Here is a 14,996-nt window from a genome sequence, read left to right as displayed (position 1 = left end):
CCGGGCGCGGCCAGCCGGGGCGAAGACAGGAGGCAGGCCGCGCCGCAGAGGCGGCGCGCGCCCGCGCCGTGCGCGGGCCTTGATGAAGTAGGGAAACTCTTACCGCGCTGGCCTCAGAGGGCGATCGGCTTGTAGACCATGGCTCGGTCGACGACCTTCTCGGGGGTCGGGTTGGGGTCGGAGCTCCAGAAGACGTAGTCGCTGATGTGGGGGCAAGCCAGGCCCTGTTGCAGCGCGGTCAGGGTCTCGGAGGACTGCTCTTCGGGTGTCTCCGGGTTCATCAGGCACTCGACCAAGAGGATCGCTTCTTCGCGGGGCATCCGCCGCGGTGGCTGTGTGCTCACTGCTGGGTGATCAGGTGGCGGCCGTCGTGGCTGCGGACGTGGGGGCCCTTGTTGTCCAGGGCGTCGAGGAGGCGGATCGCGTAGACCTCGGTCATGCGGGCGGTGATCTCTTCCGGGGTGAGCCATTCGACCGCGGTGGACTCGGAGGAGGTTCGTTCCTCGCCGCCGGCGGGCTTGCAGCGGAAGACCAGCGTGCGACCGGCTCCGGCACTCGTTCGGCATGTTCGAGGTCACCTCGCGGGAGATCCGCTCCGGCGTGGTCGAACTGCGGATGACCGGATACGACGTGCTCCGGCGGGTTCAGATGCCGGCGCGGGCCGAACGCTCGACCATGCGGGTGCCGGTCGCCCTCCGCGAGGACGGGGACGTCCACTACCGCGACTACCGGACCACCCCGCACGCCCTCACCATCGGAGCCACCAAGTCGGGGAAGTCGGTCTACCAGCGGAACCTGGTGGCCGAACTCGCCGCCCAGGAGGTCGCCTTGGTGGGGATCGACTGCAAGCAGGGGGTGGAGCTATTCCCTCTGGCCCGACGGTTCTCCGCGCTGGCCGACAACCCCGACACCGCCGCCGACCTACTCGATGCCCTCATCGCGCACATGGAGGACGTCTACCAGCTCATCCGCGCCGAACAACGCATCACCGCCGACACCCCGGACGCCGACATCGCCGCCGACATCTGGGACCTCCCCGACCACCTCCGCCCCGTTCCCATCGTCCTCCTCGTGGACGAGGTCGCCGAACTCGCGCTCTTCGCCACGAAGGACGAAGAGAAGCGGCGCGACCGGATCATCACCGCCCTCGCCCGCCTCGCCCAGCTCGGACGCGCCGCCGGCATCTACCTGGAAATCTGCGGGCAGCGCTTCGGCTCCGAACTCGGCAAGGGCATCACCATGCTCCGCGCCCAGCTCAGCGTCCGTACCGCCCACCGCGTCAACGACGAGACCAGCGCCAACATGGCCTTCGGCGACATCGCGCCGGACGCCGTCCTAGCCACCGTCCAGATCCCCGTCTCCGCTCCCGGCCTCGCCATCACCGGCGACGCGTCGGGCGGCTGGTCCCGCATCCGGGCGCCCCACACCTCGCTCCGCGCCGCTGTGGACGCCTGCAACAAGCACGCTCACCTGACCCCGGACCTGCCCGCGCTCGACGCGTTCCGGCCGGTCCTCGCCTCGCCCGCCGTGCCCGTGGCCATTCCCGCCCCGGCAGCCCCGGCCACTCCCTGAGGCTTCCCGCTCTCCTGGCCGGCGCGGCCTCCTCGCGCCACGTCCCTACCCCCGCCATGCCCGAAACGCCCACCAAGGAGGTGCCGTCATGACCAGCAAGCTCCGCGTCGACGCCGTGCTGGTCCAAGCCCTGATCGCAGGTGCGCTGTCCTTCGCCCACCTGCACGACCTGGCCGCCGCTGCCGGACAGACCGGATGGAAGGCGTGGGCCTACCCCGTCTCCGTCGACCTCCTCCTGGTCGCCGCCTGGCGCCGGCTCCGCGCGGACGGCTCGTCCCGCCTCGCCTGGTGCTGGTTCCTGGTCTCGCTCTTCGCCTCGCTCGGCGCCAACGTCGCCACCGCCGGCTTCCTCGACCTCGCCGACCCTCCTGCCTGGCTGCGCTTCGGCGTCGCCGGATGGCCCGCGGTCGCCTTCCTCGGAGGAACGCTGCTTGCCCATTCCGCGCCTGCCCCTGCCGCACCCGTTGAGCCAGAGCCTGCGGAGCTGGAGGACGTACCCGAGCCGGAGGACAGCGGGGACGCCGGGCCCGTGACTCAGGTGGAGAGCGAGCCGGTCGACGTACCCGCCCTTCCGGCCCCTGAGCCCGGCCCCGCTCCCGCTCCCGCCGTCCCGGCCTCGCTCGTCGAGCACGCACGCAAGGTCGCCGCCGACCACCACGCCCGTACCGGCTCCCCCATCGACACCGACACCCTCCGCGCCCGCCTCGGCGTCCCCGCGCCCATGGCCAGTGCCATCGCCGCCCAACTCGCCTGAACCGGAAGGAGAACGGCATGCCCGCCCGAGACCACTTCCACTCCCTGATGCGCATCGGCCCCGTGCAGATCGGCACCCACCGCGACCGCCACGGACGCACCAAGTACGCGGCCGTCTGCACCGCCGACCGCTGCGGCTGGTCCGCCGACTACTCCAGCTCCTCGGCCGCCCAGCTCGCCGCCCGCACCCACCGCTGCCGCCCCACCAACTGAACGGAGACCGTCCGTGGACGTCCCGCTCTGGTTCACCCTCCTCGTCGTCGGCGCCCTCGGCATCAAGCTGATCCGCCCGCCCTGGTGGCTCGTCGCCGTGCTTCTCCTCGGCGGCTTCCTCCTCGCCGACAGCCTCCTGGCCCCCGTCATCGACGCCGCCGTCTCCGAGTGACCCGACCCGTACGGATCCGACCCACCCAGAAAGGAGAACCACCCATGCTTCGCCCCAAGGTTCCGACCATGCCGGCCCCGGTCGGTTTCACCACGCCGCCCGCCGTCGTCCAGCCGACCACCGTGGAGCCCGCGCCGCAGACCATGGCCCCTGCCACGGCTCCGGTCGTCCCGACCACCCGGCCCGCCGTCCAGCTCACCCCCGGCAGCGTCCTCGCCGTCGTCGGCGCCGGCACCGCCGTGGTCCTGGTCGTGGGCACGGTCCTGGTCTCGATGCTGCTCGCGACCGCCGTCACCGCCGCCTCGGTCGCCGTCTGCGCCGTCGTCGTCCGCTCGCTGCTCAACGGCCAGCGCCGACAGCGCTAGTCGTCGAACTCGAAGCCCGATGCTTCCGCACGGGCAACGATGTCGCGGACTGCCTCAGGGCTCGTGATGACGGACTCAAGGGTCGCCTTGAGTCGTGCGAGAGCACTCGGACTTCCGACCGCACAGAACATGCCGGCCTCACTGTCGAAGTCGAGGTCCTCGGCGATCTCCGGCCAGGCGAACTGCACGAGACCTTCCCAGAAGTACCCGTTCGGCTCGTATCCGGCGGCAGTTACGGCGTCATCGGCAGCCAAGCCGCCGGCGTTCAAGGTCAGCGAGTGCTCGCCGTCGAAGTCGTGCAGGTTGATCGTCACGGCGTGATCCTCACACCGCCCTCTGACAGGGCTGCCGATCTCGCGGGCCACCTCATCCGGTCCCGCTCCCTGCCGGTCCGGTGGGCCTCTCCGGACCCCGCACCAATCAGCTTCCGGGCGGCTCAACCGCCAAAGTCTCCGCCGCCCGGAAGCGCTGCCCCTACCCAGCTCGCAGAACCAGAAGGAAGCACTCCATGATGACCGTCCCAGCTGCCTCGTCAGCGGGATTCGACACTGCCACCCTGCACGACGTCCTCCGCGTGGCCGCGAACCCCGACTTCGACCGCTGGAAGGACCAGGTGCACCGCACCGGCGGCTGCTCCGACCCCGTCCACCTCACCGGTTGGTCCCTCGCCAAGGACCGGACATCCGGCGAGACCCTCCGCCGGTACTCGACGGAGACCGAACCCGGCGGACGTCTCCGCGTTGCCTGCGGCAACCGCCGGGCCTCCCGCTGTCTCTCCTGCGCGCACACGTACGCCGGGGACACGTACCACCTGATCCGCGCCGGCCTCGCCGGTGACGAGACCAAGGAGATCCCCGCAACCGTCCGCGACCACCCCCGGGTGTTCGCGACGCTCACCGCCCCGTCCTTCGGGCCCGTCCACAACCGACCCGACCGGGGTACCTGCCGCTGCGGCGTCCGGCACCGGGACGACGACCCCGCCCTGGGCACGGCCCTCGACCCAGACTCGTACGACTACGCCGGCGCCGTCCTCTTCAACAACCACGCCGGACAGCTCTGGCAGCGCTTCACCAACCGGCTCCGCCGCGAACTGGCCGCTCGCGCCAGGCTCACGCAGCGCGCCATGAAGGACGTCCTGCGGGTCTCGTACGGGAAGGTCGCCGAGTTCCAGAAGCGCGGCGCCATCCACTTCCACGCCGTCATCAGGCTCGACGGACCGGACGGGCCCGGCAGCGCCCCGCCCTCCTGGGCCACCGTGCCCCTGCTGGACGACGCGATCCAGGCTGCCGCCGTCCACGCGTACACCACCATCACCGTCCCGGCCGCCGGGGACCATCCGCGCCGGCGGTTCCAGTGGGGACGACAGCTCGACGTCCGTCCGGTCAAGGCGTTCGGGGACGGCTCCGACATCACCGAACAGGCCGTGGCCGCGTACGTCGCCAAGTACGCCACCAAGGCCGCCGAGACCACCGGCAGCCTCGACCGCCGGATCGGCAACCGGGAGGTGCTCGACCTCCTCGACGTCCCCGACCACCCCCGCCGCCTCATCGAAGCCTGCCTGGATCTGGCCCCGCTCTACCCGGACCGCAAGCTCACCGCCTGGGCCCACATGCTCGGATTCCGCGGCCACTTCTCCACCAAGTCCCGCCGCTACTCGACCACCCTCGGCGCCCTCCGTCAGATCCGTGCCGACTACCGCGCCGCCCAGGAAGACCACGCCGACCCGGACACCGTGCTCGTCCTCGCCACCTGGCAGTACGCCGGCCACGGCCACACCCCCGGCGAGGCCGCCCTCGCCGCCACCATCGCCCGGGGCATCCACCTCAACCGTCAGACCGCACGGGAAGCACTCCGCCTGGAAGGAGCCGCCGCATGACCACCGCCACCGCCGAACTCCTCACCGTCCCGGAGGTCATGGAGCGGCTCAAGCTCGGCCGCTCGACCGTCTACGACCTCATCCGGTCCCGCCGTCTGATCTCGATCACGGTCGGCCGGTCGCGCCGCGTCCCCATCGACGCCGTCCGGGACTTCATCGACAACCAGATCGAGGAGGCCGCCTGATGGCCACCCAGCGCAAGCGCAACCCCAACGGGGCCGGCACCATCACCCAACGGTCCGACGGCCGCTACCAGGCCGCCGTCTACGTCCTCCAGCCCGACGGCACGCGCGCCCGGAAGTTCGCCTACGGCAAGACCTGGGCCGAGTGCGACGCCAAGCGCCGTGCGCTCCTCGACAAGGTCGACAACGGCGTTCCTGTCCCGACCCGTTCGATGAAGCTCTCCGAGTGGCTGCCGTACTGGCTGGACAACATCGTCAAGCCGCGCCGCATGAAGACCACCGCGGCCAAGTACGAGGTGCACGTCCGGCTCTACCTCGTCCCGATGCTCGGCTCCAAGCCGCTCGAATCCCTCGGTGTCGCCGACGTCCGGCGCTTCCTCGTCCAGTTGGAGAAGAAGACCAGCGCCGCCACCGCCAAGGAGTCCCACCGGGTCCTGCGCACCGCCCTCACCGCCGCCTGCCGTGAGGAGCTGGTGAGCCGGAACATCGCGACGCTCGTCGAGCCGCCGACCGTCGCCGCCCGGGAGCTCTCCCCCTGGTCCCTGGACGAGACGCTCGACTTCCTCGCCGCCGCCCGGAAGGACCCGCTGTACGCCGCCTTCGTGCTCGCCATCGCCCTCGGCTTCCGCCGCGGGGAGGTCGTCGGCCTCCGCTGGGAGAACGTCGACCTCGACAAGCGGGAGATCCGGGTCAGGACGCAGCGGCAGCGGGTGGCCGGTGAGGTGTACGAGGACGATCCCAAGGGGCGCCGACGGAAGCAGACGCTCCCCCTCCCCGCGATCTGCGTCGCTCCCCTGCGGTGGCAGCGAATGCGACAGGCCGCTGACCGTGATCGTTTAGGAGAAATTTGGGAGGACACTGGTTACGTCTTCACCACCCGCACCGGCAAGCCCATCGAGCCGCGCAACCTCTACCGCTCGTTCACCCGCGTCGCGAAGAACGCCGGTCTCCGCGTCGTCCGGCTGCACGACGCCCGGCACGGTACGGCGACGCTCCTGACCGCCGCCGGCGTCCCGCCCCGCGTCGTGATGGAGATTCTCGGACACAGCCAGATCGCCGTGACGATGAACGTGTACACGCACGTCGTCCAGGACACACAGCGGGAGGCCGTGAGCCACGTGGATCGGCTGCTCAGGAGCCGTCCCCGGTCGTGATCGACCGCTCCCGTTGATGTCAGAAATAGATGTCAAAGGCCCCGGACCATGATCGGTCCGGGGCCTTTGTGCTGGTGGGCGCGGACGGTTTCGAACCGCCGACATCTGCTTTGTAAGAGCAGCGCTCTACCCCTGAGCTACGCACCCGTGGAGTGAGTGAACAGCGTACATGGCCGACCCGTCGATCCTGCAAACCCGGCGGCCGGGTGGTCCTGAGGCCCGGGGGGTAGCCCCACCTGGGATCGGGTGGGTGGCCGGATCGTGGGCGGGCCGGGTGGACACGTAGCGTGAGCGGGGAGACGCAGAGGTCTATGGGGGGGGAGTCGTCGTGGGTGCACGCCGGATGCGGGCGGTCGTGGTGGTCGGCGGGGCGGTGCTGGGGGTGATCGGCCTGGCGGGGTGCGGGGGCGCCGAGGTGGACGGGGCGCCGGTGGAGCGGAAGACGTTCGGGTTCCGGGGGGAGACGCTGGTCGTGGACGCGGACGACTCGGAGCTGGTGCTGGTGCCGGCGGATGTGAAGGACGTGGAGGTGACCCGCCAGGTCGACGGGTGGGTGGTGTTGGGGGAAGGGCCGGCGCCGGTGTGGAAGCTGGAGGGCGACCGGCTGACCCTGCGGGTGGAGTGCGACGCGGTGGTGAGCGACTGCGCGGCACGGCATGAGGTGCGAGTGCCTCGTGGGGTGGCGGTGACGGTGGAGGACGACAACGGCGATGTGACCGCCGAGGGGTTCCGGACGGCGCTCAAGGTCACGTCCGACAACGGCACGGTGACCGTGCGGGACGCGGGAGGGCCGCTGGACCTGAGGAGTGGCAACGGGGACGTGCGGGAGATACGCCTGGCGCTCGGGGCGGTGCCGGACCGGGTGGACGCCGCGAACGACAACGGCGACATCGCCGTCGAACTGCCGCGTGGAAGCACCCGGTACGCGGTCCGGGCGGGGAGCGACAACGGTGAGGTGGAGGTGGGAGTGCCGACCGACGCACGCAGCGGGCACGTGGTGACGGCGCACAGTGACAACGGGGAAGTCATGGTCCGGGGCGCGAACTGATCGGCCCGTGTGTTCGTCCTTACCTGGTGGGAGAATGAACCGGTCAGGGGCGGACACATGGCACGGGAGCGGATGTGACGGCGACACACGCGCGGCGGTTCGTGAAGGATGTGCTCGCGCTGATGTTGTTGCCGGTGCCGTTGGCGCTCGCCGTGATGCCCGGTGCCTTCGCCGGCGGCGGTACGCGGCGCTGGTTCGGCGGGCGCGGGGAGAGCCGGCGGGCGGACGCGCAGGCGGCGAAGGACGCGGCCGCGGCGGCGTTCTACGAGCTGGACACGGCACAGCGGGACCTGCGGATCTCGATCGAGACGATCACGGCGGTGGACGCGTCGCCGGGGGCGCGCCGGGCGGTGGACGACTTCGCCGCTCTCGGGCGGCGCATCGACGAGGTGAGTCACGCGTACATCACCGCGGTCGACGCGTACGACCTCGACCGGGACGACCTGGAGGCCTCGGCCGCCTCGCGGGCGCAGAGCGAGCTGAACCGGGCCAAGGACGACCTGGTGCGGGTGAAGGGGGAGCTGGACCGGTTCGAGCAGGGGCTCGGGCCGCTGCTGGACAAGGCGGAGACGCAGCTCACGCGGTTGGCGCCGGCGGTCGAGCGGGCGCGGCAGGCGCTGCTGTCGGCGAGCAACGCTCTGGACGCGGTGCGGGCCTCCGGGCTGCGTGCGGATGACCTGGCGGCGCGGCTGGCCGCCCTCGGGCCGGAGCTGACCAAACTCAACCAGGGTGCGGGGCAGCATGGCGTCGCCGAGACGTTGCAGCGGGCCGACCGGGTGCTGCGGGACGCCGAAGCGGTGCGGACGGAGGCGGAACGGCTGCCGGAACGGGCGGCCGAGACGGACAAGCGGCTGGTGTCCCTCCGGACGCGGGCGCAGGCGCTCGCGAACCGGGCGGCCGGGGTCGAGCCGGTGCTCAGCGAGTTGCGCCGGCGGTTCACCGCCGCGTGCTGGCAGGACCTCCAGCATGTGCCGGAGCAGGCCGCGGAGAGTGTGCACCAGGCGGAGGGGAAGCTGCGGGAGGCGGCGCAGGCCCGGTCCGAGCAGCGCTGGGCCGACGCCACGGCGCTCCTCTCGACCGTGCGGGCGCTGCTGAACGGCGCCGATGAGGCCGTGTCGGCCGCCGGTGACCGGCTCAACCGGTTGAACGCCGTCTCCAAGGACCCGGAGGCGGAGATCCAGCGCACCCGCTTCGCCATCCGGGACGCACAGCGGCTCGCCATGGCCGGCCGGCACACTCCCGATCCGCGCCATGCGCGGCCGCTGGACGACTCGGTGGCCCGGTTGGACCGGGCGATCGGGGGTCTGGAGGGCCGGCATCCCGACTACTGGCACTTCCTGACCGAGACGGAGGCGGTGCGGGCGTCGGTGGCGCGGGTGGTGGAGATGATCAGGGAAGAGCTGGGCGGCGGACACTGACCGCGCGGTTAACCTGAAGGCATGCCTCGCTATGAGTACCGCTGCCGCACCTGCGGAGACACCTTCGAACTGAACCGTCCCATGGCCGAGTCGTCCGCGCCCGCGGCCTGCCCCGCCGGGCACGCCGACACCGTGAAGCTGCTGTCCGCCGTCGCCGTGGGCGGTACGGCCAGGGGCGGCGCACCGGCTCCGTCCCAGGGCGGGGGCGGCGGCTGCTGCGGTGGCGGGTGCTGCGGCTGACCCGCGCTGCTCCGCCGCGCCCCGCCTCAGGGGTTCAGCTGCCGAGGTAGCGCAGGACCGCCAGCACCCGGCGGCTGTAGCCGGTCGCTCCGGCGCCACTGAGCTCCAGCTTCTCGAAGATCGCGTTGATGTGTTTCTCGACGGCGCTCTGCGAGACGTTCAGCCGCTGCGCGACGGCCGCGTTGGTGTGCCCCTGTGCCATCTCGGCCAGTACGTCCCGTTCGCGGGCGGTCAGGCGGGACAGCGGGTCGGTGCGGGTGGAGCGGGCCAGGAGGCGGCGTACGACCTCGGGGTCGAAGGCCGCCCGGCCCTCCCCCACGCGCTGGAGGGCGTCGAGGAAGTCGTCGACCTGCGCGACCCGGTCCTTCAGGAGGTAGCCGACGCCCTCCCCGTCGCCGGTGAGGAGTTCCGCGGCGTAGCGGTTCTCCACGTACTGGGACAGGACGAGGACACCGACGCCGGGCCGGTTCCGCCGGATGGTCAGGGCCGCCCGCAGCCCTTCGTCGGTGTGGGTGGGCGGCATCCGTACGTCCGCGATCACCACGTCCGGCGGCTGGGCGTCGACGGCTGCCAGGAGCTGTTCGGCGTCGCCGACCGCCGCGAGCACCTCGTGCCCCTCCTCGTTGAGCAGCCGCACCAGCCCCTCGCGCAGCAGGGTCGAGTCCTCGGCCAGGATCACCCGCACGGCAGCTCCGCGGTGACGACGCTCGGTCCGCCGGGCGGACTGTGCACGCCGAACCGCCCGTCCAGGGCCGCGACCCGGCTGGCCAGGCCGGTCAGCCCGCCGCCCCGCGGGTCCGCTCCTCCGCTGCCGTCGTCCGTCACCGTCACGCTCAACTCCTTCTCGGCCAAGGTCACTCGGACCTCCATGCGGGTCGCCCCCGCGTGCTTCACCACGTTCGTGACCGCCTCCGACACCACGAAGTAGACCACCGTCTCCAGCTGCCGCGGCAGCGGGCGCCCCACCTCGTACGTCAGGGCGACGGGCAGCGGGCTGCGCTCGACGACCGACTCCAGCGCGGCCCTCAGGCCCGCCTCGTCGAGCACCGCCGGGTACACCCGCCACGCCACCTCGCGCAGCTCGGCCAGGGCGCGCCGGGTCTCCTCGTGGGCCTGCAGCAGGAGTTCACCGGCGCGCTCGGGGTCCCGGTGGCGCCGGGCGCGGCCGATGAGCATGCCGAGGGCGACGAGCCGCTGCTGAACGCCGTCGTGCAGGTCGCGCTCGATACGGCGCCGCTCGTCGTGGACGGCGTCCATGACCTCCGCGCGGCTCGTCGCCAACTGGGCGATGCGCCGCTCCAGTGCGTGCTGGTGGCTCGGGCCCAGGAAGTGGCGGGCCATCCGCTCCTCCGACGCGGCGACCCCGAGGACGCCCTGGGCGGCGAGGAACAGCAGGAGGAGCCCCGCAAGGCTGCTCATGAGGACCGCCCACAGGTGGCGGACGTCCGTGATCGCCCAGCCGTAGAGGATGAACGTGCCGTAACCGGCCCCGGTGACCAGGCAACCGAGCACCACACCGCCCAGCAGCCCGACCGGCCAGCGGGCAGCCACGTACCGCAGGGCGCGCTCGTCCTCGCCGGCACCGGGCACCGCCGCGATGCGCACGTCGTGGAAGCGGGCGAGACGCCGCACGTCGACACGCGCGGCCTTCACCGCGGCCGTACGGAACGGACGCAGCACCGCGCGCCGGCCACGCGGCCAGGCGGCGACGGGCAGTACGGCGAGTCCCGCGACCAGTGTCAGGAGGAGCCCGGCCACGGCGGTGGCGGCTCCTGGCGCCAGGCCGGCCGCCTGCCGGGCCCAGCGCGCGACGGCCCCCTTCATCCGGCAGTCCCCCTCACCCGGCGGCCCTCCACATCCGGCGGCCACTCATCCGGTGGCCACGCACCCGATGGCCCCTCGTGCGGCGGCCCCCCGGCCGGTCCGTGCCGCTCTTGTCATGATCCGGCAGGCTAGCGAACGGACCCCACCCCCCACACTGCGGAAAACCACAGGAAAACTGTGCGGCGGCCTTCAGTGTGCCTTCAGCTCCGCTTACCTAGCGTGGGGGCATGGAACGCTGGATCAACAGCCTGATGGACACCCTCGGCGCGCCCGGCGCGGGACTCGCGATCGCCTTGGAGAACCTCTTCCCGCCGCTGCCCAGTGAGGTGATCCTGCCGATGGCCGGATTCGCCTCCGCGACCGGCCGGATCGGCCTCGTCGCCGCGCTGCTGTGGACGACGGCCGGTTCGGTCGTCGGCGCGCTCGCGCTGTACGGGGTCGGCGCGCTGCTCGGCCGGGAGCGGACGATCGCCATCGCAGCCAAGCTGCCGCTGGTCAAGGTCACCGACATCGAGCGAACGGAGGCGTGGTTCGCCCGGCACGGCACCAAGGCGGTGTTCTTCGGGCGGATGATCCCCATTTTCCGGAGCCTGATATCCGTCCCGGCCGGCATCGAACGCATGCCGCTGCCGGTCTTCCTCGGGCTGACGACGCTCGGCAGCGCCATCTGGAACACCGCCTTCGTCCTCGCCGGTTACGCGCTGGGCGACAACTGGGAGCAGGTCACCCACTACGTGTCGCTGTACTCGAAGGTGGTGCTGGTGGTGGCCGTCTGCGCGGTCGCGGCGTTCGTCGGGCTGCGGCTGTTCAGGCCGGGGACGGGCGCACGGCGGAGCTGAACCGGCGGAGGATCTCCTCGCCGGCCGCCACACCCCGCTCCTCCAGCGCGTCGACGTGGCCGGCGGTCCACCCGGCCTCGGCGAGCTCGCCGTGGCCGGGCCGCCAGCCCCGGTCGGCGGCGAGCAGCAGGTCGGCGTCGAGCAGCGAGTCGCCTGCGGCCAGCACACGGTCCGCCCCGGCGCGGCGGGCGGCCTCGCGGACGGCGGCGCTCTTGGTGAGCGGCTGGGGAACGGCGTAGACCTTGCGGCCCTGGAGGGAGACGGCCCAGCCGCGGGGCGCGGCCCACGCGGCCAGTTCCCCCATCCACCCGTCGGGCAGCAGGGCGCGCTCGACGACCAGGTAGGCGAAGAGGTCCTCGGCGACGCGTTCCTTGAGCAGCCAGGCCGGGTCGGCGACGGCCAGGAGGTGCCCGCGGACCTCGTCGAGCGTGGCGCACTCGTCGGCGAGGCGGGTGGCGACCGTACGCCGCCAGTCCGGGTCGGAGACGCCGTCGACCAGCAGGTGCCCGCCATTGGCGCAGATCGCGTACCGCGGCGGGGGTCCGGGGAGCCGGATGCGGTGGTACTGCTCGCGGGTGCGGGTGGTGGCGGGGACGAAGAGGGCGTGCTGCGGCAGCTCGGTCAGCAGGGCGGCGGCGGTCTCCGTCATGTACGACAGCGGTTTGTGCTGGTAGGTCTCGACGCACAGCAGGCGCGGCGCCTCCGCGTCCGGCATGGTCAGGCCGAGGGCGGCGGTGGAGTACACGAGCGTGCGGTCGAGGTCGCTGGCGATGAGCGTGGTCGGGGTCATCGGCCGGTCACCGCATGGCCGTCGGCGCCGGTGGCGCCCCTGGTGTACTTCGGGTGGATCAGCCCCACGCAGGTGTAGTGCAGGTCGTCGGCCTCCTCGACCGGTACGCCGCGCTGTTCGGCCAGCAGCCGCACGTGGTCGAGGTCGGCGCCCGCGCCGCGCTGGGCGAGGATCTTCCAGGGGACGCGGCGGAGCAGGACACGGGTGGTCTCGCCGACGCCGGGCTTGACCAGGTTGACGTCGTGGATGCCGTACTCCTCGCTGATCCGCTCGACCGCGGCCCAGCCCTCCCAGGTGGGGGTGCGGTCGGTGGCGAGGAGGTCCTTGACGTCGGCGTCGACCGCGGTGGTGACGTCGTCGAAGTGGGCCGTGACGGTGTCGAGGAAGGCGGTGGAGACGTCGGCTCCGGCCAGTTCGCGGTAGAACTTCGCGCCGTGGAAGTCGTGCGGTCCGACGAGGTCGGCGCGCAGCACGGTGCGCGATATGAGGCCGGAGACGGTGGAGTTGAGGCAGGCGGAGGGGATGAGGAAGTCCTCGCGGGTGCCATAGGTGCGCACGCACGAGCCGGGGTCGGCCAGGACGGCGATCTCCGGGTCGAAGCCGGGGAAGTCCTCCAGGGCGGCGGCCAGTTCGCGGGTGATGGCGCCCTTGCCGGTCCAGCCGTCGACGAACACCACGTCGGCGGGGTCGTGGTGCTGCTGGAGCCAGCGCAGCGCGTTGGCGTCGATGCCGCGGCCGCGCACGATGGACACGGCGTAGTGCGGGAGGTCGAGGCCGTGGCGGTGGAGCGCCCAGCGGCGCATGAGTACGCCGACGGGGGTGCCGGCGCGGGCCAGCGACACCAGCACGGGGCGCGGGGACCGCTCGGCCAGGACCGTCTCGGTGACGGCGCCGACGGCGCGGGCGATACGGGCGGCGGAGGTGTCGAGGGCGGTGTGGAAGAGGGCCTGGTACCGGTCGCTGGGCTGGTACTCGACGGGGAGGGACTCGGCGTAGTGGGCACCGCCGCTCTGGATGGCCTCCTCGCGCTCCTCGGTCGGGGCCTCCAGCCGGACGCCGGAGAGGTCCTGGAGGAGCCAGCCCACGTCGTCGGGTGCGTAGGACGAGAAGGCGGGGCCTCGGAGGGGGTTGGGCAGCATGGTGGCCCTTTCGGCGGGGGCGTAGGACGGTACGACGGCGAGCAGCACGTGCGGTACGTGCGCGGCGAGCTGCGCGAGCAGGCCGTCCGGGGCGTGGAGCGCGGGGGTGTCGGCGGCCGAGTCGACGACGGCGACGACCGCGTCGAAGCCGGCACCGGCGACGTTGTAGGCGTACCGGTCGCCCGGGCCGTCGGCGGGGTCGTCGTGCGCGGGGAAGACGAGCCGCGTGCGGATCGCGTAGCCGGGGTCGTCGACGGCGAGGACGGGCGAGCGGGTGGTGGTGGAGAACCGCACCTCGGCGCGGCCGAGCTCCTCGAGTGCGACGCCCAGCGCGAGCGGCGCGTACATCAGCTCCTCGCAGCCCAGTACGAGGACACGGGGCGCGTCGGCCCGCCGCGGGGCGTCCGGGGCGAGCCCCAGCGCGTCGGCGACCCGGGCGGCCATGGCGGGCAGCGCGGCGTCCAGGCGGGCGCGGTGGGCGGGCGTGAAGCCATGACGCCCGCCGTCCGGCACGCCGTCCGGCCACCCGAGCTCGACCCGCCGTACGTCCGTCGCGGCGGGGGCGTCGCCCCGGGCGGCCGACCCGGCACCGGCACCAGCAGCGCCACCCGCACCCGGGCTCGCACCGCGCGCGCCCGTCCCGGCAGCCGCACCACTCGCGCCGGCCCCCGCCCGCGCAGCCGGACCCGCACCCGCAGCCGCACCCGCGGCCTCGTGCTCGGCCACCAGGGCCTGGCCGCGCTCCAGGACGCCCTCCGGCAGCAGGACCGTGCCCGCCGCCAGGGTGACCAGGTCCACGCGGGCGCCGATCTCCGAGGCGAACGCCTCCAGGCGGTCCCGGTCGGCGGCCGAGCGCATGTCGACCAGCGCGACTATCACGTACCGGTCGCGCGGGTAGCGCGCGTGGAGGGCCCGCACCGTGTTGAGCACCGTGTTGCCGGTGGAGAACTCGTCGTCGACCAGCACCAGCGGCCCGGGCCCCGCGAGGAGCGCCGGGTCCTCGGGGAGCAGCAGGTGCGAGGTGGCGTGCGAGTGGGACTCCTCGAAGCCGCCCGCCGGGGCGACCCCGGGCACCGGGCGGCGCGTGGAGTGCAGGTACGGGGCCGTGCCCAGGCCGTCGGCGACCGAGTGGCCGAGGCCGGTGGCCGTCTCCGCGTAACCGAGCACCACCGCCCGCGCCGCGTCGGCGGGGCCGAGCAGCTCCCGGACCCGGACGCCCAGGTCGCGACCCGACCGCCACACCACACCCGGGCTCTGCGGGACGTGCTTGCCGAGCACGTGGGAGACGAGCAGGTGCGCCCGCTTCGGGTTGCGCCGCAGCGCCAGGCCCAGCAGTTCGCGCAACCGCGGGTCACCGGTCAGCTCGACCCCGAGCCGCTCCGACACCCACGTACCCGACCAGACCGCCACG

Annotated in this window: 17 protein-coding genes, 1 tRNA gene and 2 pseudogenes; 12 read left to right on the top strand and 8 right to left on the bottom strand. The window is 72.8% G+C overall.

Annotated features, from left to right (window positions below):
- Window positions 1–113: 113 nt before the first annotated feature.
- Window positions 114–281, bottom strand: coding sequence for a hypothetical protein (locus IE109_RS00200; RefSeq protein WP_229890391.1), 168 nt, complete (start codon window positions 279–281; stop codon window positions 114–116).
- A gap of 59 nt (window positions 282–340) precedes the next feature.
- Window positions 341–535 (bottom strand): annotated as a pseudogene (locus tag IE109_RS00195) (NUDIX hydrolase); the annotation flags it as partial.
- Between IE109_RS00195 and IE109_RS00190 the strand changes: the two are divergent.
- The 5 genes and pseudogenes from IE109_RS00190 to IE109_RS00170 all read left to right on the top strand — a co-directional run.
- Window positions 535–1,572, top strand: a pseudogene (locus IE109_RS00190) (FtsK/SpoIIIE domain-containing protein); the annotation flags it as partial. The pseudogenes IE109_RS00195 and IE109_RS00190 sit on opposite strands and share 1 nt — an antisense overlap.
- Window positions 1,573–1,660: 88 nt before the next feature.
- Entirely contained in the window at window positions 1,661–2,326 is a 666-nt protein-coding gene (locus IE109_RS00185; protein WP_189548327.1) for a DUF2637 domain-containing protein, read from the top strand.
- A gap of 17 nt (window positions 2,327–2,343) precedes the next feature.
- Window positions 2,344–2,538 carry a mobile element transfer protein gene (locus IE109_RS00180; protein WP_189548326.1) on the top strand — a complete coding sequence of 65 codons (195 nt, stop codon included), beginning with the start codon at window positions 2,344–2,346 and terminating at the stop codon, window positions 2,536–2,538.
- 13 nt (window positions 2,539–2,551) lie between these two features.
- Window positions 2,552–2,710, top strand: a complete 159-nt coding sequence (locus tag IE109_RS00175; RefSeq protein ID WP_107063396.1) for a hypothetical protein — start codon at window positions 2,552–2,554, stop codon at window positions 2,708–2,710.
- 44 nt (window positions 2,711–2,754) lie between these two features.
- Complete coding sequence (locus IE109_RS00170) at window positions 2,755–3,075, top strand: SpdD-like protein (RefSeq protein ID WP_189548325.1); 321 nt, start codon at window positions 2,755–2,757, stop codon at window positions 3,073–3,075.
- Here IE109_RS00170 and IE109_RS00165 read toward each other — a convergent pair.
- Window positions 3,072–3,389, bottom strand: coding sequence for an Imm51 family immunity protein (locus IE109_RS00165; RefSeq protein ID WP_189548324.1), 318 nt, complete (start codon window positions 3,387–3,389; stop codon window positions 3,072–3,074). The genes IE109_RS00170 and IE109_RS00165 overlap by 4 nt on opposite strands.
- A 194-nt stretch (window positions 3,390–3,583) precedes the next feature.
- On the opposite strand from IE109_RS00165, the gene repSA reads away from it, so the two are divergent.
- Genes repSA through IE109_RS00150 form a run of 3 tightly spaced genes read left to right on the top strand, consistent with a single transcriptional unit; the run spans window position 3,584 to window position 6,287 of the window.
- Window positions 3,584–4,951, top strand: a complete 1,368-nt coding sequence (repSA, locus tag IE109_RS00160; protein WP_189548323.1) for a replication initiator protein RepSA — start codon at window positions 3,584–3,586, stop codon at window positions 4,949–4,951.
- Window positions 4,948–5,136 carry a helix-turn-helix domain-containing protein gene (locus IE109_RS00155; RefSeq protein ID WP_189548322.1) on the top strand — a complete coding sequence of 63 codons (189 nt, stop codon included), beginning with the start codon at window positions 4,948–4,950 and terminating at the stop codon, window positions 5,134–5,136. The genes repSA and IE109_RS00155 overlap by 4 nt, the downstream gene beginning before the upstream one ends.
- The gene (locus IE109_RS00150; protein WP_189548321.1) at window positions 5,136–6,287 is read left to right on the top strand and encodes a tyrosine-type recombinase/integrase; all 1,152 of its coding nucleotides are present in this window, start codon (window positions 5,136–5,138) and stop codon (window positions 6,285–6,287) included. The genes IE109_RS00155 and IE109_RS00150 overlap by 1 nt, the downstream gene beginning before the upstream one ends.
- Before the next feature lie 72 nt (window positions 6,288–6,359).
- Here the strand turns inward: IE109_RS00150 and IE109_RS00145 are convergent.
- Window positions 6,360–6,434 (bottom strand) — tRNA-Val (locus IE109_RS00145).
- 196 nt (window positions 6,435–6,630) lie between these two features.
- Between IE109_RS00145 and IE109_RS00140 the strand changes: the two genes are divergently transcribed.
- From IE109_RS00140 to IE109_RS00130, 3 genes are all read left to right on the top strand, one after another.
- Complete coding sequence (locus tag IE109_RS00140) at window positions 6,631–7,335, top strand: DUF4097 family beta strand repeat-containing protein (RefSeq protein ID WP_189548805.1); 705 nt, start codon at window positions 6,631–6,633, stop codon at window positions 7,333–7,335.
- 74 nt (window positions 7,336–7,409) lie between these two features.
- The gene (locus tag IE109_RS00135; RefSeq protein ID WP_373297591.1) at window positions 7,410–8,753 is read left to right on the top strand and encodes a hypothetical protein; all 1,344 of its coding nucleotides are present in this window, start codon (window positions 7,410–7,412) and stop codon (window positions 8,751–8,753) included.
- A 21-nt stretch (window positions 8,754–8,774) separates the two neighbouring features.
- Window positions 8,775–8,993, top strand: coding sequence for an FmdB family zinc ribbon protein (locus tag IE109_RS00130; RefSeq protein WP_189548320.1), 219 nt, complete (start codon window positions 8,775–8,777; stop codon window positions 8,991–8,993).
- Between the two features lie 34 nt (window positions 8,994–9,027).
- Here IE109_RS00130 and IE109_RS00125 read toward each other — a convergent pair whose 3' ends face one another.
- Together IE109_RS00125 and IE109_RS00120 are read right to left on the bottom strand one after the other, a co-directional pair.
- The gene (locus tag IE109_RS00125) at window positions 9,028–9,678 is read right to left on the bottom strand and encodes a response regulator transcription factor (RefSeq protein WP_189548319.1); all 651 of its coding nucleotides are present in this window, start codon (window positions 9,676–9,678) and stop codon (window positions 9,028–9,030) included.
- Window positions 9,669–10,817: an ATP-binding protein gene (locus IE109_RS00120; RefSeq protein WP_189548318.1), complete on the bottom strand. Its 1,149-nt coding sequence runs from the start codon at window positions 10,815–10,817 to the stop codon at window positions 9,669–9,671. The genes IE109_RS00125 and IE109_RS00120 overlap by 10 nt, the downstream gene beginning before the upstream one ends.
- Before the next feature lie 227 nt (window positions 10,818–11,044).
- Here IE109_RS00120 and IE109_RS00115 point away from each other — a divergent pair, with 227 nt between their 5' ends.
- Window positions 11,045–11,656: a DedA family protein gene (locus IE109_RS00115; protein WP_189548317.1), complete on the top strand. Its 612-nt coding sequence runs from the start codon at window positions 11,045–11,047 to the stop codon at window positions 11,654–11,656.
- Here IE109_RS00115 and IE109_RS00110 read toward each other — a convergent pair.
- Both IE109_RS00110 and IE109_RS00105 read right to left on the bottom strand, forming a co-directional pair.
- A complete protein-coding gene (locus IE109_RS00110; RefSeq protein ID WP_189548316.1) occupies window positions 11,625–12,446 on the bottom strand; it encodes an HAD family hydrolase in 822 nt (273 codons plus the stop codon). The two genes, IE109_RS00115 and IE109_RS00110, sit on opposite strands and share 32 nt — an antisense overlap.
- Window positions 12,443–14,995: a phosphoribosyltransferase gene (locus tag IE109_RS00105; RefSeq protein WP_229890389.1), complete on the bottom strand. Its 2,553-nt coding sequence runs from the start codon at window positions 14,993–14,995 to the stop codon at window positions 12,443–12,445. Before IE109_RS00105 ends, IE109_RS00110 begins: the two co-directional genes overlap by 4 nt.
- Window position 14,996 lies beyond the last annotated feature (1 nt).

Origin of the sequence: Streptomyces lavendofoliae, from assembly GCF_014649735.1 — a bacterium.
GTDB lineage: Bacteria > Actinomycetota > Actinomycetes > Streptomycetales > Streptomycetaceae > Streptomyces > Streptomyces lavendofoliae.
The sequence above is the reverse complement of the archived record's forward strand: the minus strand, read 5'-3'. Positions and strand labels throughout refer to the sequence as shown.